General features: G+C 38.0%; 16 protein-coding genes. 11 read left to right on the top strand and 5 right to left on the bottom strand.

Annotated elements, in window-relative coordinates:
- Window positions 1–17 precede the first annotated feature (17 nt).
- A complete protein-coding gene (gene alr, locus ACS604_RS05665; RefSeq protein ID WP_174729417.1) occupies window positions 18–1,088 on the top strand; it encodes an alanine racemase in 1,071 nt (356 codons plus the stop codon).
- A 60-nt stretch (window positions 1,089–1,148) separates the two neighbouring features.
- Here alr and ACS604_RS05660 read toward each other — a convergent pair whose 3' ends face one another.
- Genes ACS604_RS05660 through ACS604_RS05645 form a run of 4 tightly spaced genes read right to left on the bottom strand, consistent with a single transcriptional unit; the run spans window position 1,149 to window position 4,851 of the window.
- Window positions 1,149–1,883, bottom strand: coding sequence for a proteasome-type protease (locus tag ACS604_RS05660; protein ID WP_004791447.1), 735 nt, complete (start codon window positions 1,881–1,883; stop codon window positions 1,149–1,151).
- Between the two features lie 16 nt (window positions 1,884–1,899).
- A complete protein-coding gene (locus tag ACS604_RS05655) occupies window positions 1,900–2,679 on the bottom strand; it encodes a transglutaminase family protein (protein WP_004791445.1) in 780 nt (259 codons plus the stop codon).
- A gap of 2 nt (window positions 2,680–2,681) precedes the next feature.
- The gene (locus ACS604_RS05650) at window positions 2,682–3,278 is read right to left on the bottom strand and encodes an alpha-E domain-containing protein (protein ID WP_174759384.1); all 597 of its coding nucleotides are present in this window, start codon (window positions 3,276–3,278) and stop codon (window positions 2,682–2,684) included.
- 22 nt (window positions 3,279–3,300) lie between these two features.
- Window positions 3,301–4,851 carry a circularly permuted type 2 ATP-grasp protein gene (locus tag ACS604_RS05645; RefSeq protein ID WP_111854270.1) on the bottom strand — a complete coding sequence of 517 codons (1,551 nt, stop codon included), beginning with the start codon at window positions 4,849–4,851 and terminating at the stop codon, window positions 3,301–3,303.
- A 227-nt stretch (window positions 4,852–5,078) separates the two neighbouring features.
- On the opposite strand from ACS604_RS05645, the gene ACS604_RS05640 reads away from it, so the two are divergent.
- The gene (locus ACS604_RS05640; protein ID WP_213066385.1) at window positions 5,079–6,086 is read left to right on the top strand and encodes a helix-turn-helix transcriptional regulator; all 1,008 of its coding nucleotides are present in this window, start codon (window positions 5,079–5,081) and stop codon (window positions 6,084–6,086) included.
- 377 nt (window positions 6,087–6,463) lie between these two features.
- Here ACS604_RS05640 and mnmG read toward each other — a convergent pair whose 3' ends face one another.
- On the bottom strand, window positions 6,464–8,344 hold the full coding sequence (gene mnmG, locus ACS604_RS05635; protein WP_474770677.1) for a tRNA uridine-5-carboxymethylaminomethyl(34) synthesis enzyme MnmG: 1,881 nt from the start codon (window positions 8,342–8,344) through the stop codon (window positions 6,464–6,466).
- Between the two features lie 231 nt (window positions 8,345–8,575).
- Here mnmG and ACS604_RS05630 point away from each other — a divergent pair, with 231 nt between their 5' ends.
- The 9 genes from ACS604_RS05630 (at window position 8,576) to ACS604_RS05590 (ending at window position 17,653) form a co-directional block, all read left to right on the top strand.
- Window positions 8,576–8,869 carry a hypothetical protein gene (locus tag ACS604_RS05630; RefSeq protein ID WP_151963145.1) on the top strand — a complete coding sequence of 98 codons (294 nt, stop codon included), beginning with the start codon at window positions 8,576–8,578 and terminating at the stop codon, window positions 8,867–8,869.
- Window positions 8,870–9,022: 153 nt separating this feature from the next.
- On the top strand, window positions 9,023–9,928 hold the full coding sequence (gene prmA, locus ACS604_RS05625; protein ID WP_474770674.1) for a 50S ribosomal protein L11 methyltransferase: 906 nt from the start codon (window positions 9,023–9,025) through the stop codon (window positions 9,926–9,928).
- A 12-nt stretch (window positions 9,929–9,940) separates the two neighbouring features.
- The gene (locus ACS604_RS05620) at window positions 9,941–10,786 is read left to right on the top strand and encodes a zinc-ribbon and DUF3426 domain-containing protein (RefSeq protein ID WP_474770672.1); all 846 of its coding nucleotides are present in this window, start codon (window positions 9,941–9,943) and stop codon (window positions 10,784–10,786) included.
- 376 nt (window positions 10,787–11,162) lie between these two features.
- Window positions 11,163–11,432, top strand: coding sequence for a DNA-binding transcriptional regulator Fis (gene fis / locus ACS604_RS05615; protein WP_001086304.1), 270 nt, complete (start codon window positions 11,163–11,165; stop codon window positions 11,430–11,432).
- Between the two features lie 85 nt (window positions 11,433–11,517).
- Window positions 11,518–13,092 carry a bifunctional phosphoribosylaminoimidazolecarboxamide formyltransferase/IMP cyclohydrolase gene (gene purH, locus ACS604_RS05610; protein ID WP_013197325.1) on the top strand — a complete coding sequence of 525 codons (1,575 nt, stop codon included), beginning with the start codon at window positions 11,518–11,520 and terminating at the stop codon, window positions 13,090–13,092.
- A gap of 124 nt (window positions 13,093–13,216) precedes the next feature.
- The gene (gene purD / locus ACS604_RS05605; protein WP_013197324.1) at window positions 13,217–14,500 is read left to right on the top strand and encodes a phosphoribosylamine--glycine ligase; all 1,284 of its coding nucleotides are present in this window, start codon (window positions 13,217–13,219) and stop codon (window positions 14,498–14,500) included.
- Between the two features lie 487 nt (window positions 14,501–14,987).
- Window positions 14,988–15,860, top strand: a complete 873-nt coding sequence (locus tag ACS604_RS05600) for a MetQ/NlpA family ABC transporter substrate-binding protein (protein ID WP_174731799.1) — start codon at window positions 14,988–14,990, stop codon at window positions 15,858–15,860.
- Window positions 15,861–15,935: 75 nt separating this feature from the next.
- Entirely contained in the window at window positions 15,936–16,961 is a 1,026-nt protein-coding gene (locus ACS604_RS05595) for a methionine ABC transporter ATP-binding protein (protein WP_474770637.1), read from the top strand.
- Window positions 16,958–17,653 (top strand): methionine ABC transporter permease, encoded by a 696-nt coding sequence (locus ACS604_RS05590; RefSeq protein ID WP_004791423.1) that lies wholly within the window; start codon window positions 16,958–16,960, stop codon window positions 17,651–17,653. The genes ACS604_RS05595 and ACS604_RS05590 overlap by 4 nt, the downstream gene beginning before the upstream one ends.
- The last annotated feature ends 113 nt before the right edge of the window (window positions 17,654–17,766 follow it).

Raw genomic sequence — 17,766 nt, 5'->3', positions numbered from 1 at the left:
CAAAGGAGTAAATGAGGGTGCGCCAAGCAACAGTTTATATTGATCGCAATGCGCTTCAATATAATTTAAACCGTGTCAAACAACTCGCAGCAAATTCAAAAATTGTAAGTATGGTGAAAGCTAATGCTTATGGACATGGAATCAAAGACTGTTTAGCAGCCTTAAATGCCTCAGATGCCTTTGGTGTCGCCTGCCTACAAGAAGGTTTAGAAATTCGTGAACTCGGATTTCAACAACCTGTTACTTTAATTGAAGGGGTATTTTCTGAAGATGAAATGCCAATTGCAATTGAACAAAAATTTGAATGTGTGATTCACCATCAACAACAATTTGAATGGTTAATTAAATATAAGCAAAAATACATCGCTCAAGATTTAAAAGTCTGGGTTAAGCTTAATAGCGGCATGAACCGTTTAGGCTTTAAAGTTACTGAAATTATTAAAGTTATTAAAAACTTAAAAGCCGAAGGATTTACCTGTGTGCTGGCGATGCATTTCGCAAATGCAGATGTAGACCACCCGCTTAACGAACAACAAAAGCAACAATTTTTACAAGTTAAACAAGCTTGTGATCCAGTTTTAGCATCTTGCTGTAACTCTGCTGCTATTTATAAATGGCCAGAATTACATTTTGATTATGTTCGTCCGGGTATTATGCTTTACGGCGCCTCACCTTTTGCTGATAAGACAATCCATGTTCTTGACTTAAAACCAGTCATGACTTTTTCAGCAGAAGTCATTGCACTCAACCATATTCAGACTAATGAGCATGTTGGTTATGGCTCCACTTTTTGTGCAAAGCAAGCTATGGATATTGCGATTGTTTCTATAGGTTATGGTGATGGTTATCCACGAGCTTATATTAAACAGAACTATGTCGCTATTGACAAACAGCTCTGTGCGGTTGTAGGCCGAGTGAGTATGGATATGCTTGCAATCGATGTGACAGGTCTGCAAATAAAATTAGGTACGCCAGTCGAACTCTGGGGTGCACACCGTCTAGTGGATGATGTTGCGGATGCAAACGGAACGATAGGATATGAATTACTCTGTCGCCTAAGCAATCGTCCCACTCGTAAAAGCAGTTAAATAATAAAATTAAAAAAAATCCAAGCATGCTTGGATTTTTTTATATATGTACTCAAAATTTTATCGCCAGTAGTCATCAGTCGGTTTTGGCATTTCCTGTAAGCCACGGCGTAGAGTATCCGACCATTGCCGACTAATTTGTGAAAAATAAGGATCATCTTCTGTAATTCGTTTTCCCATCGGAATTACAAAGCTATCTTTCATATAAATCAATGCATCCAGTGGTAAACCAACAGAAACATTTGAACGTAAAGTTGAATCAAAAGAAATTAAGCTACAACGTAATGCATCATCTAATGGCATTGCATAATATAAAGCCCTGTCCAGAATCGGTTTGCCATATTTACTTTCACCAATTTGAAAATAAGGCGTATCCGTCGTTGCACAAATAAAATTGCCTTGTGGATAGACATTATAAAGTTGCATGTCACCACCTTTAATCTGTCCACCCACCAAAATACTACAGGCATAATTCATTTGTTCTTGGGTGTCCGAACTAATATCCTCTAAAACAGCTTTTAAAGTTTTACCTATGAGTTCTGCTGCCTCGAACATCGTATTAACACTATATAAATTAGGCTCTTGCTGCAAAGTAAGTGCATTTTGCAAATGACCTATAACAGCTTGTGTTGTGGCTAAATTACCGGCTGTTTGCAAAGCAATAAAACGTTCTCCGGTAACGCCGAAAGTATGCAATTTTCGGAACACAGAAATATGGTCAACTCCTGCATTAGTCCTCGTGTCACTAATAAACACTAAACCTTGTTCCAATCTTAGCGCACAACAATAAGTCATTTCATTCTCTTTACATTCAACATGCCAACACTTGAACCACAGACATCATGTTCTCAACTCCACCTTGCTCTCTTACACCACGAATAGGTGCCACATCAAGATAGTCACGGCCAACTGCAAGGTAGATATGATGTTTGGGTGTAAACAACTGATTGCTTACATCAAAACAATACCATTGATTTTCTACAAATACTTCCGCCCAAGCGTGACTGGCAAGGTGCGGATAGTTTTGATCAAATAGATAACCAGAGACATAACGTGCTGGTAATTGTAGCGCACGACACATTGCAATTAAAACATGAGCATGATCTTGGCATACACCTTCTCCAGCATGAAAGGCTTCAGTTGCAGTTGTCTGAACTGAAGTACTTTCAGGCTGATAAAGTATTTTCTGCAAAATATATTCACTTAATAATGCAATATGCTGTCGATCTTTGACTACTACAATATTTCTAGCAAAATCCAACATTTCTGAATCACATCGGGTTGCACCTGTCATCTGCAAAAACAAATTTGTAGGTGTAGATAAATTTACACAACCCAGCTCTAAATCTTGAAGCTCAACAATCCCTTGAGCCATGAATGTAAGATGTTGGTATTGATAGCGCTGACTAGCCGTCATCCAGACATTGTTAAATATGTCCCTTTTGATCGTTTTGTCACCCGGCACGCTAATTGCCCAATTCATAACATGTTGATGTGGCGATGTTTGAGGCATCATTTTAATATACTGAATACTGTTTTGAGCAGTTTCCGTATAGCTATAATGCGTTTGATGATTAACCATCAATTTCATAATCAGACCTCAAACATATTTTCCAACTGCTGCGTAAAAGTATAATAAGCATCCCAAGTAAGTTGCTGCTTCAGCACTTGCCAATTTTGATTTATATTCTCCCACCCTAAATCAGCAAGCCGCTTCACCAAAATATCTAGCTCCAACACCAGAGGAGATAAATCTTGCCCAAAACGTAACTCAATATCAAATTGCTCTATTTTTTGACCTAAATGCAGAAATAAACAAACATCTTCATTTTCCGCTTCTAGTATTTGAGTACATTGTCCAACCGCATTTCTCAAGATTTCAGGTTGAGCTTGTAGCGTGTTAATAACATGATTTAATTCTGCATAAGCCTTTGATGACAATATACCTCTTAGTTCCTGAATATTATCTTTAGCAATAATGAACTGGTTCAGTAATGAAAATGTTTGCTTCTTGTCTAACATATAGTGATTTAGTAATTCAGCATTTTCTATAACCAAACCAAATGCTGCTGCAAATTTTGTTGCTTTCTCATCTTGTGTAAAGGGTAAATGAGAGGCTGCGAATTTAATTCGCATTAAATATCGACCCAACCAATATATTTGATGCGCACTCGAATTGAGTAAAACCATAAAGTTCCTCTTTAACCTACAATCAGGAATGTAATGTTTCGACAACCCATGTATCTTTTATACCGCCACCTTGGGACGAATTTACGACTAGAGAGCCAGCCTGCATCGCCACACGTGTTAAGCCACCCGGTACTATTTCTGTACGATAAGGTGAACTCAATACAAATGGACGTAAGTCGATGTGACGTTCAGCCACCCCTCCTGTAGTTAAAGTCGGAGCAACAGATAAAGCTAAGGTAGGTTGTGCAATGTACATATGAGGGGTTGCGATCAATTTTTTCCTAAAGTCATCAATTTCACACGAGCTTGCTTTAGGCCCAATTAACATGCCATAACCACCCGAACCCTGTGCTTCTTTAACAACCAATTGATCTAAATTAGACAGCACATAATCTAAATGTTCATCTTTACGGCACTGATAAGTAGGTACATTTTTTAAGATTGGTGTTTCACCCAAATAGTATTGAATCATTTGGTCTACGTAAGGATAAATAGATTTATCATCAGCTACCCCTGTTCCAGGCGCATTTGCAATCACCACATTTTTTTGCAAATAAGCAGACATAAGACCTGCCACGCCTAATGCACTGTCTGGTCGGAATGCTAATGGATCTAGAAAATCGTCATCTAAACGGCGATAAATTACATCTACTTTTTGACGCCCGCGAATAGTTTTGACAAAAACTTGATCATTTTCTACAAATAAATCCCGATTTGTAACTAGTGGGACATCCATTTCACGTGCCAGAAAAGCATGCTCATAAAAAGCACTGTTAAAACGTCCCGGTGTTAGTACCACCACAAAAGGCTGGTCCGCAGGTGAATTCTCCTGCAAGATTTCTTTTAAAAGTTTTGGATAATGCTCAATTCCCTGCAAATTATTGGCTGCACATAGCTCCGGCATCAATTGTTGGCTAATGTTTCGGCTTTCGATCATGTAAGACACACCAGAAGGTGTTCTTAAATTATCCTCCAATACAAAAAACTCTCCCTCACCATCACGGATAATATCAATTCCGCTAATTTGTGAATAAATTTTACCTTTCAAAGCATGTTTGAGCATGTGGGGTTGGAAAGCCTCATTCCCCATGATTTGATCTTCGGGAATCAGTTGTTCTTTTAAAATATGTTGTCCATGATAAATATCATCTAGGAAATAATTTAATGCTTTAACACGCTGTGCACAGCCCGAAGCTATTTTCTCCCACTGTTTTTTTTCAATTACCCGTGGAATTAAATCAAAAGGAATCGTTCGCTCTGTACCTTCTTTATCACCGTATACGTTAAAAGTAATTCCATGATAAAGAAAATGCTGCTTCGCTTGAGCATTTAATTCTTTTAACTCATCTAAAGTACGAATACTCAACCATTGTTCAATTTTTTTAGAAGCCGCTCCATTTGATGTCACATCATCCAGCATCTCATTAAAAAATTCTGATTTTAGCTGTTCAAATAGATTGGTTTGTACGGAAATATGTTCTAAAAAAGAGGTTGGGTTAATGAGTGCCGTAGTTGTCTGCTCTTGTATAAAAAAATCATTATCTATATGTAATTCATGCTCTTGTTCTGACATAACCACCTCGTCTTATCATTTATCTATATTTCATTTTTAAATAAGCAATTTCAGTGCCACTTATATATGTTTAATATTTTTACGGTGTTTTGTTATAGCTTTCTTCTTCTAAATCTTAACATCGATTGTAAAAGGTTCAGTAAACCGAATCTGACAAACTTGCTAAATGTGTAAAGATTTTTTATTGTGTTGACACCAAAGCAATTGGATATAGATGTATTACGCTTATGTCTGTAATAGAAAAAGAAACTTCGAATAGTTTATATCGCCAATGGCAGATCTTGTCTCGCCTTCCAACCGGTAAATGGATCGGAACACGGGAATTACAAGAAATGCTTGAACGTGAAGGTATTGATATCAGTTTAAGGACTATTCAGCGTGATTTAAATCAAATTGCTCAGCGCTTTCCGATTGAAAGCAATAAGGCCGTACCTCAGGGCTGGCGGTGGCAATCCGATGCGCCTATTCAGAGCTTACCGCACATGACGAGCTCTCAGGCAGTAACCTTTATGATGGTTGAGGAGCATCTTAAACACTTGCTTCCACCTAGTCTTCTTGATGAGATGGGACCTTGGTTTGACTTAGCTAAACGCAGTCTCTCTACACAAAACAATGTGAGACAATGGATTAACCGCGTACGCATCGTACCAGCAAGCCAACCACTTATTCCACCTGTAGTCGACCGTGCTGCTCAACAAGCAATTTATGAAGGTCTACTCCAAGACAAACAAATTGAATGTGTTTATCAGGCTCGAGTAAATCAAGGTGAAGACAAAACTTATATTTTAAATCCTTTGGCTTTGGTACAAAAAGGTGCAGTAATTTATTTGATTTGCACACGGCATGACAAAACTGAAGTCCAAACGTTTGCCTTGCACCGTTTTAAATCAGCAAAAGTCTTAGATAGTCGAGCACTGCATCCTGTCAATTTTGATATTGATCATTATATTGATTCAGGTGCTTTAGGCTTCAGAGTGGACTATAAACAGCCAACTGAATCAATCCAGCTCACATTAACTATGACAGAGCAAACTGCTAGAACTTTCTATGAAAGTCAGTTAAGTAAGGACCAAACTATCATTCCACTTGAAGAAAATATTGTAGAAGTTACCGCAACAGTACCTTTTACATCTCAACTTGTGTGGTGGCTACGTAGTTTTGGCAAAAAATTACTGCATATCGAACCAATTCAAGTACACAACGCTGTTCGAGAAATTGAATCTGAGAATAAATAGATATAAAAAAGAGAACCATAAGGTTCTCTTTAGATTTTGAATTATAATTTTCTTAATTTTATATTGGCTCTTATATTTATAGTTGTTTCAGATCAATCTGTTCTCCCCCCACAAAACTGATCTGCTCTTTCTTTTGCGCTATTTTGAACATGAACATTGGCATGCCATTTCATATCCATTGTAGCGAATTGATTTCATTGTCATGGTTAAAGCCCTCTTGTTTGAACGTGAATTTAATATAACTGGCTACCTGAAATATGTGAAATAAGAAAAAAAGGAAGCGAAATCTATTTTCTTCCTTAGGAAGTTTCCATATATTTTTTGAACAGAAAATAAAAAAGCCCAGTCTTAACTGGGCTTTTTGTACACTTAAATGATTAAGCTGTCTTCTTAATCATATTGTTTTTACGAATTGTGATCATTACAAGCTGAACAGCTGCTGGTGTAACACCAGGAATACGGCTTGCTTGAGCTAATGTTTCCGGAAGAACTGTTTTTAATTTCTGGGTAATTTCGCGAGATAAACCAGACACTACGTCATAGTCAAAATCGGTAGGAATTTTAGTTTCTTCAAGACGCTTTAACTGTGCCACATCTTCATGCTGACGGTTAATATAACCTTCGTATTTCACAGCAATCTCGATTTGCTCACCAACCTGCTCAGAAACTTCAGAACCAGTAAGCTCTGCAATTTGACCAAAGCTAATATTAGGGCGTTTAAGCAAATCAATTGCGCTACATTCTTTACTTAAGTCAGCACCCGTCATCTCGACGAATTTTTTACCCATAGAGTTATTTGGTGCTGCCCACAAATGTTGTAAACGAGAGGTTTCACGCTCAACCGCTTCCATTTTTTCACAATAAGCAGCCCAACGAATATCATCAACCAAACCAAGTTCACGACCAACAGTCGTTAAACGCTGATCTGCATTGTCTTCACGTAGCATCAAACGGTATTCCGCACGTGAGGTAAACATACGATACGGTTCTTTGGTTCCTAAAGTGATGAGGTCATCAACCAACACACCCATGTAAGCTTGGTCACGCTTAGGTGTCCACTCTTCTTGCTCCCAAGCACGGCGCGCAGCATTTAAACCAGCAAGTAAACCTTGAGCACCAGCCTCTTCGTAACCTGTCGTACCATTAATTTGGCCAGCAAAATATAGACCATTAATCGCTTTAGTTTCGAGGGTGAATTTCAAAGCTTGCGGATTGAAATAATCGTATTCAATCGCATAGCCGGGACGCAAAATATGCGCATTTTCCATACCACGAATAGAGCGAACAAGTTCAAACTGCACATCAAATGGAAGTGAAGTCGAAATACCATTTGGATAAAGCTCGTGTGTATCTAAACCTTCTGGTTCCAAAAATACTTGATGCGAGTCTTTATCAGCGAAACGGTGAATTTTATCTTCGATTGATGGGCAGTAACGTGGACCAACACCTTCAATAACACCGGTATACATTGGTGAACGATCTAAACCACCACGAATAATGTCGTGGGTTTTTTCATTCGTATGCGTGATATAACAATTTACTTGTTCTGGGTGCATAGAAGCATCACCCATGAATGACATGACTGGAGATGGGAAATCACCCGGCTGCGGAATCATGACTGAAAAATCAACCGAACGTGCATCAATACGTGGTGGAGTACCTGTTTTTAAACGACCAACAGGTAGTTTTAATTCACGTAAACGTTGAGCAAGTGCAATAGAAGGTGGATCACCCGCACGACCACCGCTTGATTTTTCTAAACCAACGTGGATTACACCGCCTAAGAATGTACCTGTAGTCAACACAACAGTTTTAGCATCAAAGCGAATACCCATTTGGGTAACTACACCTTTAACTGTATCACCTTCAACAATCAGGTCATCAGCTGCTTGCTGGAAAATATCAAGATTTGCTTGATTTTCCAAAGTATCGCGGATGGCAGCTTTATAGCGCACACGGTCAGCTTGAGCACGTGTTGCACGCACTGCTGCACCTTTACGCGAGTTTAAAATACGGAACTGAATACCACCTTTATCGGCAGCTAACGCCATTGCGCCACCAAGTGCATCAATTTCACGTACTAAATGCGACTTACCAATACCACCGATTGCTGGGTTACAACTCATTTGGCCCAAAGTCTCAATGTTATGGGTCAAAAGCAAAGTCTGTCGTCCCATACGCGCAGCAGCAAGGGCCGCTTCCGTACCTGCGTGACCGCCGCCGATAACAATAACATCATAAACTTTAGGGTAGTGCATGAGTACAAAACACCAGAAAAAAAAGACGGAACATTATAGCAAAATTATCTGCTTATTGATGTACATAATTACAAAATTGTCTTTACATGATTTACGGTACTCCACATGTTTTGACATTTTGTTGCATGAATTCAATACAAAGTGAATGTTTTTAAGAATTTTTCATCCTAGAATAAAAAATGTACAGCACTTCTACGACTTTAAAATTAACGCAACGAGAAGGAACACAAAATGAAAACGACTATGTTAAAAATCTTAACCGCATCTCTCCTTTGTTTTTCAGGCGTAACGTTTACCCACGCTGCGACGAATCATACTGCTAAATCGACTCATATGGCTAAATCAAGCAAAACAGCTAGTCATACTGCAGATTCAAGCAAATCAGTGATGCAAAAAGAACTTAGAGCTTGTATGAAAAAACAGCAAGGTGAATGGGTATCTTATAGCCATAATGGTGTAACCTTTAATGGTACTTGCGAACCAAATGAAAACGGTAAACTACAATTTAAAGCCCCTGCCCCTTAATCTGTTTTGACATAAGGTAGAAGAAGTCATTTATTTTCCGCCACATCTCATCAGTATTTTCAAAGGCGGCTCATTAAAGATGAGCCGCTTTCTTTTTTAAAATGGTCTAGTCCGCTACAATACGCCTTTAAATAAAATTTTTAGGTCCTTTTCGTGAAGTGGTTACAAATACACATTACCGTTGATCAAGAACAAGTTGAGTTCACAGAAACACTTTTAATGTCTCTAGGTGCGGTAAGCGTAACTCTGGATGATGCTGAAGATCAGGCTTTACTTGAACCATTACCAGGTGAAACACCTTTATGGAACAAAGTAATCGTGACAGGCATCTATCAACAAGACGAACAAGACCCAATTGATGTCGACACTTTAGAAGCTTTCTTAAAAGCACAACTTCCAGATGCTCCTATACGTCACGAAGAACTTGAAGACCAAGTATGGGAACGTGCATGGATGGATTATTACGAACCAATCCAAATTGGGGAAAAGTTCTGGATCGTACCTGAATGGCTAGAGCCACCAGAAGCTGATGCAACCAACATTAAGTTAGATCCAGGTCTTGCGTTTGGTACAGGTAACCATGCAAGTACTTTCTTATGCTTACAATGGCTAGGTAAAACTGACGTTAAAGATAAGATCGTGATTGATTATGGCTGTGGTTCAGGAATTTTAGGGGTAGCCGCTTTATTATTAGGTGCTAAAAAAGTATATGCCACTGATATTGACCCTCAGGCTGTTTTAGCAACAAAACAAAATGCTGAACTTAATGGGGTATTAGATGGACTATATGTAGACCTTCCTGAAGAATTCGATCAAGAGTTCAAACCTCAGCAAGCAGATGTTCTAGTTGCAAATATTTTGGCTGGTCCATTAATGGCACTTGCGCCAGAGTTTGCAAATTTAATTAAATCTGAGGGTGAGTTCGCACTCGCAGGTGTAATTGAAGAGCAAGTTGCTGATGTTTCAGGTGTTTATTCTGAATTTTTTGATATATTAGATGTCGAAAAGCGCGAAGAGAACTGGTGTCGCATTTCAGGAAAACGTAAAACAATAAATTGAGACTTTTAACTCATGAATGAAAAACAAACCCGCTGCCCTAAGTGTTTAACAGTTTATAAAGTATCTCTTACTCAATTGACTGTTGCTCAGGGTATGGTTTGTTGCCCTAAATGTGATTCGAGCTTTAATGCACTCACCCATCTGATTAATATTGAAAATCCTGTCATAGTTAACTCAACTACATTAGCCAATGGTTCAATGCAAACGAGATATATGACACATTCACATGTGTTAGATATCTTTGATCAAAAAGTTGAAAATTCCAATATTGATCTTTTAACTTATCTCAACAACTTAAATTATTTTCATAACGAACCTATTAATGCTCTGCCAAATCTTAATTTAGCTGAACAAACTTCCTCGCAAGAACAAGACAATAATAAAAAGCATAGTTGGCTGTACTACACGCTCTGGAGTTCTGCTAACCTTATTTTAATTTTAGTTTTTAGTTTTCAAATTCTCTGGTTTAATCCTAAGCTCATGCATGCAAGCCCGACCGTTAGCCATGCTTTTAATTATGTTTGCGGAATAATGCATTGCAATAAGTCAGCCGAACAATATCAACTTATTTATATAGAAAAGTTAAAACTCCGCAAAGTTGACACAAGTCATACGCAATTCTCAGGAATATTGCTTAATCAGAATGATAAAAGTATTGAACTTCCAAACCTAAAGTTGAGTTTTACAACAGAGCCAAACAAAACAGAAGAAATTATATTGACTCCCCAACAATATCTTGTTGAAAACTTACGAGGTATTCAACGCATTCCCTCTAATACTCCTTTCCGATTCCAATTTGAGCTAAACAAAAGCAAAAAAAGCCTATTAAATTATCGATTAGAAATTGTCCACCCCTAAAATGTAAAAAAAGTGAAAAAAAAATAAAAAAAAATGCAGTTAATTTGCTCACTTTTTCCTAGACAATGGTATGATACGCGCCACGAAAGCTTTGACTCATATACTCCTCGCTCTCAATCCAAAAAAAATACTGTTAAGCATGTGTGCTTTTCTACTTTAAGCACATAGCCTAACTTTTTTTGTTTTTGAGGGAGCTGTAACAAATATTTAACTATTGTTACGCTTATTTTTTATTCAATACGAAGAAATATGGCAAGCTAATTGTTCTTATGTTTTAGAGTCACTGTTTTAGGATCTAAAACAGGACTCCGTATTTTTAGACCACATTTATATACTACTTTATCCAAGTTAGTATTTGATTTTCGGATTAACTCGCATGAATAGCAAATCTCCTATTTTTACTGCACAATCTGATGTTGCTCTTCGCATCCACGTGGATCGCGCAGTTCGTCATTATTTTGCACAATTGCAAGGTGAGCAACCATCTCAGGTATATGACATGGTGCTAGCAGAAATGGAGAAACCTCTTTTATCTGTAGTTCTTGAATATACACGTGGTAATCAAACCCGTGCTGCAGAGATTCTTGGACTCAACCGTGGCACTTTACGTAAAAAGTTAAAAGCTCACGGTTTAATGAGTGAATAAATGATAAAATGCTCACGACTTCGTGGGCATTTTTTTATGCTTATTGGTTTTAATCCGTAGACTTGAAATTGTTGAATTAAACATCATGACTATTAAACGTGCTTTGATTTCTGTATCTGATAAGACAGGAATTGTCGAATTTGCTCAAAACCTTGCAGCTTTAGGGGTAGAATTATTATCTACAGGCGGCACATACAAGTTGCTTAAAGATAATAACATCGCAGTTGTTGAAGTATCTGAACATACTGGCTTCCCTGAAATGATGGATGGTCGTGTTAAGACATTACATCCAAAAATTCATGGCGGTATTCTTGCTCGTCGCGGCTTAGACGAAGCAGTAATGGAAGAACACAATATTGATCCGATTGATCTAGTTGTTGTAAACCTTTATCCATTCGCTGCGACAGTTGCAAAACCTGACTGTACTCTTCCTGATGCAATCGAAAATATCGACATCGGTGGTCCTACAATGGTTCGCGCAGCTGCTAAAAACCATGCTTCTGTAGGTATTGTAGTAAATGCTTCAGATTACGACACCGTAATCAATGAATTAAAAACTGCTGGTTCACTTTCTTATGAAACACGTTTTGATTTAGCTGTTAAAGCATTTGAACATACTGCTCAATATGATGGCATGATCGCTTCTTACTTAGGCGCTCGCGTTGGTAAGACCGAAGGTGAAGCTGATTTATTCCCTCGTACGTTCAACACTCAATTGAACAAAGCGCAAGATCTACGTTACGGTGAAAACCCACATCAATCTGCTGCATTTTATGTTGAAGCAAATGCAAAAGAAGCATCAGTTTCTACAGCAAAACAGTTACAAGGCAAAGAATTGTCTTATAACAACATTGCTGACACAGATGCTGCACTTGAATGTGTTAAATCATTTGCAAAACCTGCTTGTGTAATTGTAAAACATGCTAACCCTTGTGGTGTTGCTGTTTCTTTAGACGGCATTAAAGCTGCTTACGATTTAGCTTATGCAACAGATCCAGAATCTGCTTTCGGTGGCATTATTGCATTTAACCGTGAGTTAGATGTTGCAACTGCTCAAGCAATCGTTGACCGTCAATTCGTTGAAGTTATTATTGCTCCAAGTATTGCTGATGGTGTGCTTGAAGTTACTGGTGCTAAGAAAAACGTACGTGTTTTAGTCTGTGGCGAATTACCTGCGATTGATGCACGTGCACCACAACTTGACTACAAACGCGTTAATGGCGGTTTATTAGTTCAAGATCAAGACTTAGGTATGATTACTAAAGATGATCTTAAAGTAGTAACTAAATGCGCACCAACTGAACAAGAAATTGATGACCTGATCTTTGCTTGGAAAGTTGCGAAATATGTAAAATCAAATGCAATTGTTTATGCGAAAAATCGCCAGACTATTGGTGTTGGTGCAGGTCAAATGAGCCGTGTTAACTCAGCTCGTATTGCTGCCATCAAAGCTGAACATGCAGGTTTGGTTGTTGAAGGTGCTGTGATGGCATCTGATGCATTCTTCCCGTTCCGTGACGGGATTGATAATGCAGCTAAAGCTGGCATTAAATGCATTATTCAACCAGGTGGTTCTATGCGTGATGAAGAAGTAATCGCAGCAGCTGACGAAGCTGGTATTGCAATGGTCTTCACTGGCATGCGCCATTTCCGCCACTAATTTAAATTTAGTCCTCCCTAACCCTCCTTTTATTCAGGAGGGTTTTCCACAATAATGGAGCTAACTCTCCAACTTGAGGGATAGAGGGAGATGAAAAGGATTAAAGTTAAGGAACAAATTAAAAATGAATATTTTAGTTTTAGGTAGTGGTGGTCGTGAACATGCTTTAGCATGGAAAATTGCGCAAGATACCAATGTTACTCAAGTTTTTGTTGCACCAGGTAATGCTGGAACTGCAACAGAAGACAAATGTGTTAATGTTCAACTTGATATTTTAGACAACTCAGCAATCATTGCTTTTGCTAAAGAAAATAATGTTGATCTTATTATTGTCGGTCCAGAAGCACCATTAGTTAATGGCGTGGTAGATGCTGCACGTGAAGCAGGTTTAAAAATTTGGGGACCTACTCAATACGCAGCGCAGCTTGAAGGCTCAAAAGCATTTGCTAAGCACTTTTTAAAGCGTCACAACATTCCAACTGCTTTCTATGACGTTTTCACTGAAGTAGATGCAGCTAAAGCGTATGTTGAAAAAAATGGTGCGCCAATTGTAATTAAAGCTGATGGTCTTGCTGCTGGTAAAGGCGTAATCGTTGCAATGACCAATGAAGAAGCTTTTGCAGCGATTGATGACATGCTTGCTGGCAACAAATTTGGTGATGCTGGTTCACGTGTTGTAATCGAACAGTTCCTTGCGGGTGAAGAAGCTTCTTTCATTTGTATGATTGATGGTAAAAATATTTTACCAATGGCAACTTCACAAGATCACAAGCGTATTTTTGAAGGCGATCAAGGTCCTAATACCGGTGGTATGGGTGCCTACTCTCCTGCTCCAGTGGTAACTTCTGACATTTTCGAACGCGTTATGACTGAAATCATGCGTCCGACTGTTGATGGTATGGCTGCTGACGGACATGTTTACACTGGTTTCTTATATGCTGGTCTAATGATTGATGAGCAAGGCCAACCACGTGTGATTGAGTTTAACTGTCGTTTTGGCGACCCTGAAACTCAACCGATCATGATGCGTTTAAAATCATCTCTTGTTGAATTGGTAGAAGCTGGTATTGCTGGTAATTTACCAAAAGAAGCTGAATGGGATGAGCGTAAGTCAATCGGTATTGTACTCGCAGCTGAAGGCTATCCTGATAGTGTACGCAAAGGCGATGTAATTTCTGGTATCGGACAATCACCTGAAGATACTAAAATTTTCCATGCAGGTACTGCAACTCGTGAAGATGGTCACATCGTGACTTCTGGTGGTCGAGTTCTTTGCGTAACAGCATTGGGCGACAGCGTTCTTGAAGCACAAATTAATGCGCTAGAAGTATGTGGTCAAGTTACCTTTACTGGTATGCAATATCGTAATGACATTGGCTACCGCGCAATTGCACGTGAAAAAGCTTAAAAAACCTACAAGTTTAAAATGCTAATAAAAAAGCCTCTATATAGAGGCTTTTTTATTACGTATCACGATATAAGAAAATCGTATAAATCTTTAAAATTTTGCTAAAGATATCAACAAATAAAAAGAAGCCCCCCTATATCAAGCATACTTTTATTGATATCATTAGCATAACGTTGTAACTGTCATCAGACACTGCTGTTTTAATAATTTCCATAAAGACTTGCTCTACAAATTATGCCTGTAGAGAGTTTTTTAATATTCTAAATTTATGAATGCTCGTTTGGCTACTGTTGGGGATGAACTGTTTGGGGAAACAGTTTTTGTTTATTAAACAATTACCCTCTGTTATAGCCAAAATATGCAAGCAAATTATGGAACCCCAGAAAAAGATCACAGAGTTTAGACTAGTTGTAATTTCAACTCCTCTCTTTTCATATTGATATAGATCAATCGTTATTGTTCTATATCTTAATCAGGACTTTTTTAAATGAAAAAGCTGATCAGCCTTTTTTTAAGCATGTCAGTAGTATTATTGACAGCATGTAGCAAACAAGAAAATGCTCAACAAGCCGAACAAAACAATGATAGTTCCAAAGTACAGAAGGTAGTAATTGCCTCTACAGGTTCGGATGCTGAAATTTGGCGTTATATCGCAACTTTACCTGAAACCCAAGCTGCTGGCTTAAAGTTAGAAGTGAAAAACTTCACAGACTCCGTTTCAATGAATACAGCAATTGCAAATAAAGAAGTAGATTTGAACGCATTCCAAGCTTATTCTTATCTTACTGCATTTAATAATTCAAACCAAGATAAGATTGCAGCGGTTTCTACCACTTATATTGAGCCAATGGGGATTTATTCAAGTAAATACAAAAAAATTGAAGAACTTCCTGAAGGTGCAATTATTTCAATCCCGGATGATGCTGCCAGCGAATCTCGTGCGCTACTCTTGTTACAAACTGCTGGCTTAATCAAGCTTAAAGCGGACTTTAATCCTGTTCAGGGCAGTCCAATTGATGTTATCGAAAATCCCAAAAAGATCAACATCAAACCAATCAAAATGGAAACTGCATTACGTCTTAAAAATGAATTTGATGCAGTTGTATTAAATAATACCATAGCACTCGAGGGAGGTTTAAACGTACTCAAAGATTCTATGTTCTATGAACCTATTGATCAAATCTCAAAAATTAGTGTAAACGTTCTAGCAACTACTGAATCACGTAAAAATGATCCTGTCTTGCAAAAAGTTGGTAAGCTTTACCACAATGCAGCTGTTAAAAAATACATTGAAGAACACTTTGGTGGAACAAAAGTTGACGTAGACAAACCAATCAGCTATCTCTCAGAAGCTAAATAGTAATATAATAGCCCAAACGTGAAACAGGCAAATTCTCTTTGCCTGTTTTTTCTTTCCAGCATAGCTTCTGAAGATATGATTCAATTTAAAAACATTTCAAAGCACTATCAGCTCAAAAATCAAACCATACGCGCACTCGACGAAATCAATTTAGAGATTCCAGAGGGCAGTATTTTTGGCATCATTGGCTATAGTGGTGCAGGTAAAAGTACCTTAATCCGCCTGATCAACCTTCTTGAGCGACCAACTGAAGGTCAAATCATTATTAATCAGAAAGATTTCACTGCTTTGGATGCACGCTCATTACGTCAGGAACGTGCAAACATTGGAATGATTTTCCAGCACTTCAATCTGCTACAAACCAAGACAGTTGCTGAAAATATTGAAATGCCAATGCGCCTACTGAATTACAATAAGGTAGAACGTGAAAAACGCCTGAATGAGTTATTGGAGTTCATTGATCTTAAGCATAAAAAAGATGCTTATCCAGATGAACTTTCTGGCGGACAAAAGCAACGTGTCGGTATTGCCCGTGCTTTGGCAAATCATCCAAAAATTCTTTTGTGTGATGAAGCAACTTCTGCTCTAGATCCGCAAACTACCAAATCAGTTTTAGAACTGCTGAAGAAAATTAATCAAGAGCAAAAAATCACGATTGTTATGGTGACCCATGAAATGGATGTCATCGAAACTATTTGTGATCATGTGGCTGTGATGGAAGCAGGTAAAGTCATTGAACAAGGTTCAACGATTGATATCTTTAGTAAACCTCAACATCCAACGACTAAAAACTTCATTCAAACTGTTTTACATCAACAGTTGCCTGTGAACATTTTAAATCAGCTTGAAAACCAGCATCATCATAGTATTTACTGCTTACAGTTTTTAGGACGTTCTGCTCAAGAACCTGTAATTCAGTCACTAATTAAACAATTCGATATTAGCTTAAATATTTTATTTGCCAACATGACTGAAATTAATGGCACAGTCATTGGTCAAATGTTTGTGCAGCTTTTAGGTGATCCTCAGCTAATTAAGCAGGCTATTGAGTTTTTGGAAGAAAATGAAGTAGGTGTAGTTCAATCAGGAGATCAAGTATGAGAGATTTAATCGTACAATGGTTAACTGAACTTACTCAACCTTTCTGGCACAGCTCCCTTTCTATTGATCAATTCGTTACAGCTTTGCAAGAAACCTTTAACATGGTTTTCTTCGCACTTTTGTTTGGTGGTATTTGGGGATTTATTCAGGGAATTATTTTATTAGTTACCCGTCCAGAGGGCATTTTACCGAATAAAGTGATTTATCATTTACTTAATCCAATTGTAAATGCTTTACGCTCCCTCCCCTTTATTATTTTACTTATTGCAGTGATTCCTCTTACTAAACTATTAGTAGGTACTTCAATTGGTACATGGGCAGCTATTGTTCCATTGACCATTTATGTTGGTCCTTATATGGGACGTCTGATTGAAACTTCATTACTTGAAGTCAATGAAGGAATTATTGAATCTGCTCAAGCAATGGGTGCTACACCTTGGCAAATTATCTATCGCTTTATTTTGCCTGAAGCACGTAGTTCACTGATTTTAAACCTTACCACAGCGACAATTAGTCTTATTGGTGCAACCGCTATGGCTGGCGCAGTTGGTGCAGGTGGTATTGGTGATTTAGCAATTTCTTATGGTTATCAACGTTTTGATACCAGCGTTGTGATTTTAACAGTCATTATCCTATTGCTATTAGTACAGATTGTACAAACGCTAGGAAACTGGCTAGCTAAACTCCGTTAAGTCATCCATATAAAAAAGCTCTCTTCTAGAGGGCTTTTTTTGTTTTATACAACTCTTTTCTTAAAGACAGTTGAGTACATGGCTCAATACCATTTTCTGGTATGATCAAACTT

The sequence above is a fragment of the Acinetobacter sp. Li1LvA2 genome (genome assembly GCF_056156705.1).
This window is presented reverse-complemented; position numbering and strand designations above follow the sequence as displayed.

Excerpts from the sequence above, each read along its gene's own strand:
- ACS604_RS05660 (WP_004791447.1), bottom strand. The coding sequence starts at position 1,883 with ATGACTTATTGTTGTGCGCTAAGATTGGAACAAGGTTTAGTGTTTATT.
- ACS604_RS05655 (WP_004791445.1), bottom strand. The coding sequence starts at position 2,679 with ATGAAATTGATGGTTAATCATCAAACGCATTATAGCTATACGGAAACT.
- ACS604_RS05650 (WP_174759384.1), bottom strand. The coding sequence starts at position 3,278 with ATGGTTTTACTCAATTCGAGTGCGCATCAAATATATTGGTTGGGTCGA.
- ACS604_RS05645 (WP_111854270.1), bottom strand. The coding sequence starts at position 4,851 with ATGTCAGAACAAGAGCATGAATTACATATAGATAATGATTTTTTTATA.
- ACS604_RS05640 (WP_213066385.1), top strand. The coding sequence starts at position 5,079 with ATGTCTGTAATAGAAAAAGAAACTTCGAATAGTTTATATCGCCAATGG.
- mnmG (WP_474770677.1), bottom strand. The coding sequence starts at position 8,344 with ATGCACTACCCTAAAGTTTATGATGTTATTGTTATCGGCGGCGGTCAC.
- ACS604_RS05630 (WP_151963145.1), top strand. The coding sequence starts at position 8,576 with ATGAAAACGACTATGTTAAAAATCTTAACCGCATCTCTCCTTTGTTTT.
- ACS604_RS05620 (WP_474770672.1), top strand. The coding sequence starts at position 9,941 with ATGAATGAAAAACAAACCCGCTGCCCTAAGTGTTTAACAGTTTATAAA.
- fis (WP_001086304.1), top strand. The coding sequence starts at position 11,163 with ATGAATAGCAAATCTCCTATTTTTACTGCACAATCTGATGTTGCTCTT.
- purH (WP_013197325.1), top strand. The coding sequence starts at position 11,518 with ATGACTATTAAACGTGCTTTGATTTCTGTATCTGATAAGACAGGAATT.
- purD (WP_013197324.1), top strand. The coding sequence starts at position 13,217 with ATGAATATTTTAGTTTTAGGTAGTGGTGGTCGTGAACATGCTTTAGCA.
- ACS604_RS05600 (WP_174731799.1), top strand. The coding sequence starts at position 14,988 with ATGAAAAAGCTGATCAGCCTTTTTTTAAGCATGTCAGTAGTATTATTG.
- ACS604_RS05595 (WP_474770637.1), top strand. The coding sequence starts at position 15,936 with ATGATTCAATTTAAAAACATTTCAAAGCACTATCAGCTCAAAAATCAA.
- ACS604_RS05590 (WP_004791423.1), top strand. The coding sequence starts at position 16,958 with ATGAGAGATTTAATCGTACAATGGTTAACTGAACTTACTCAACCTTTC.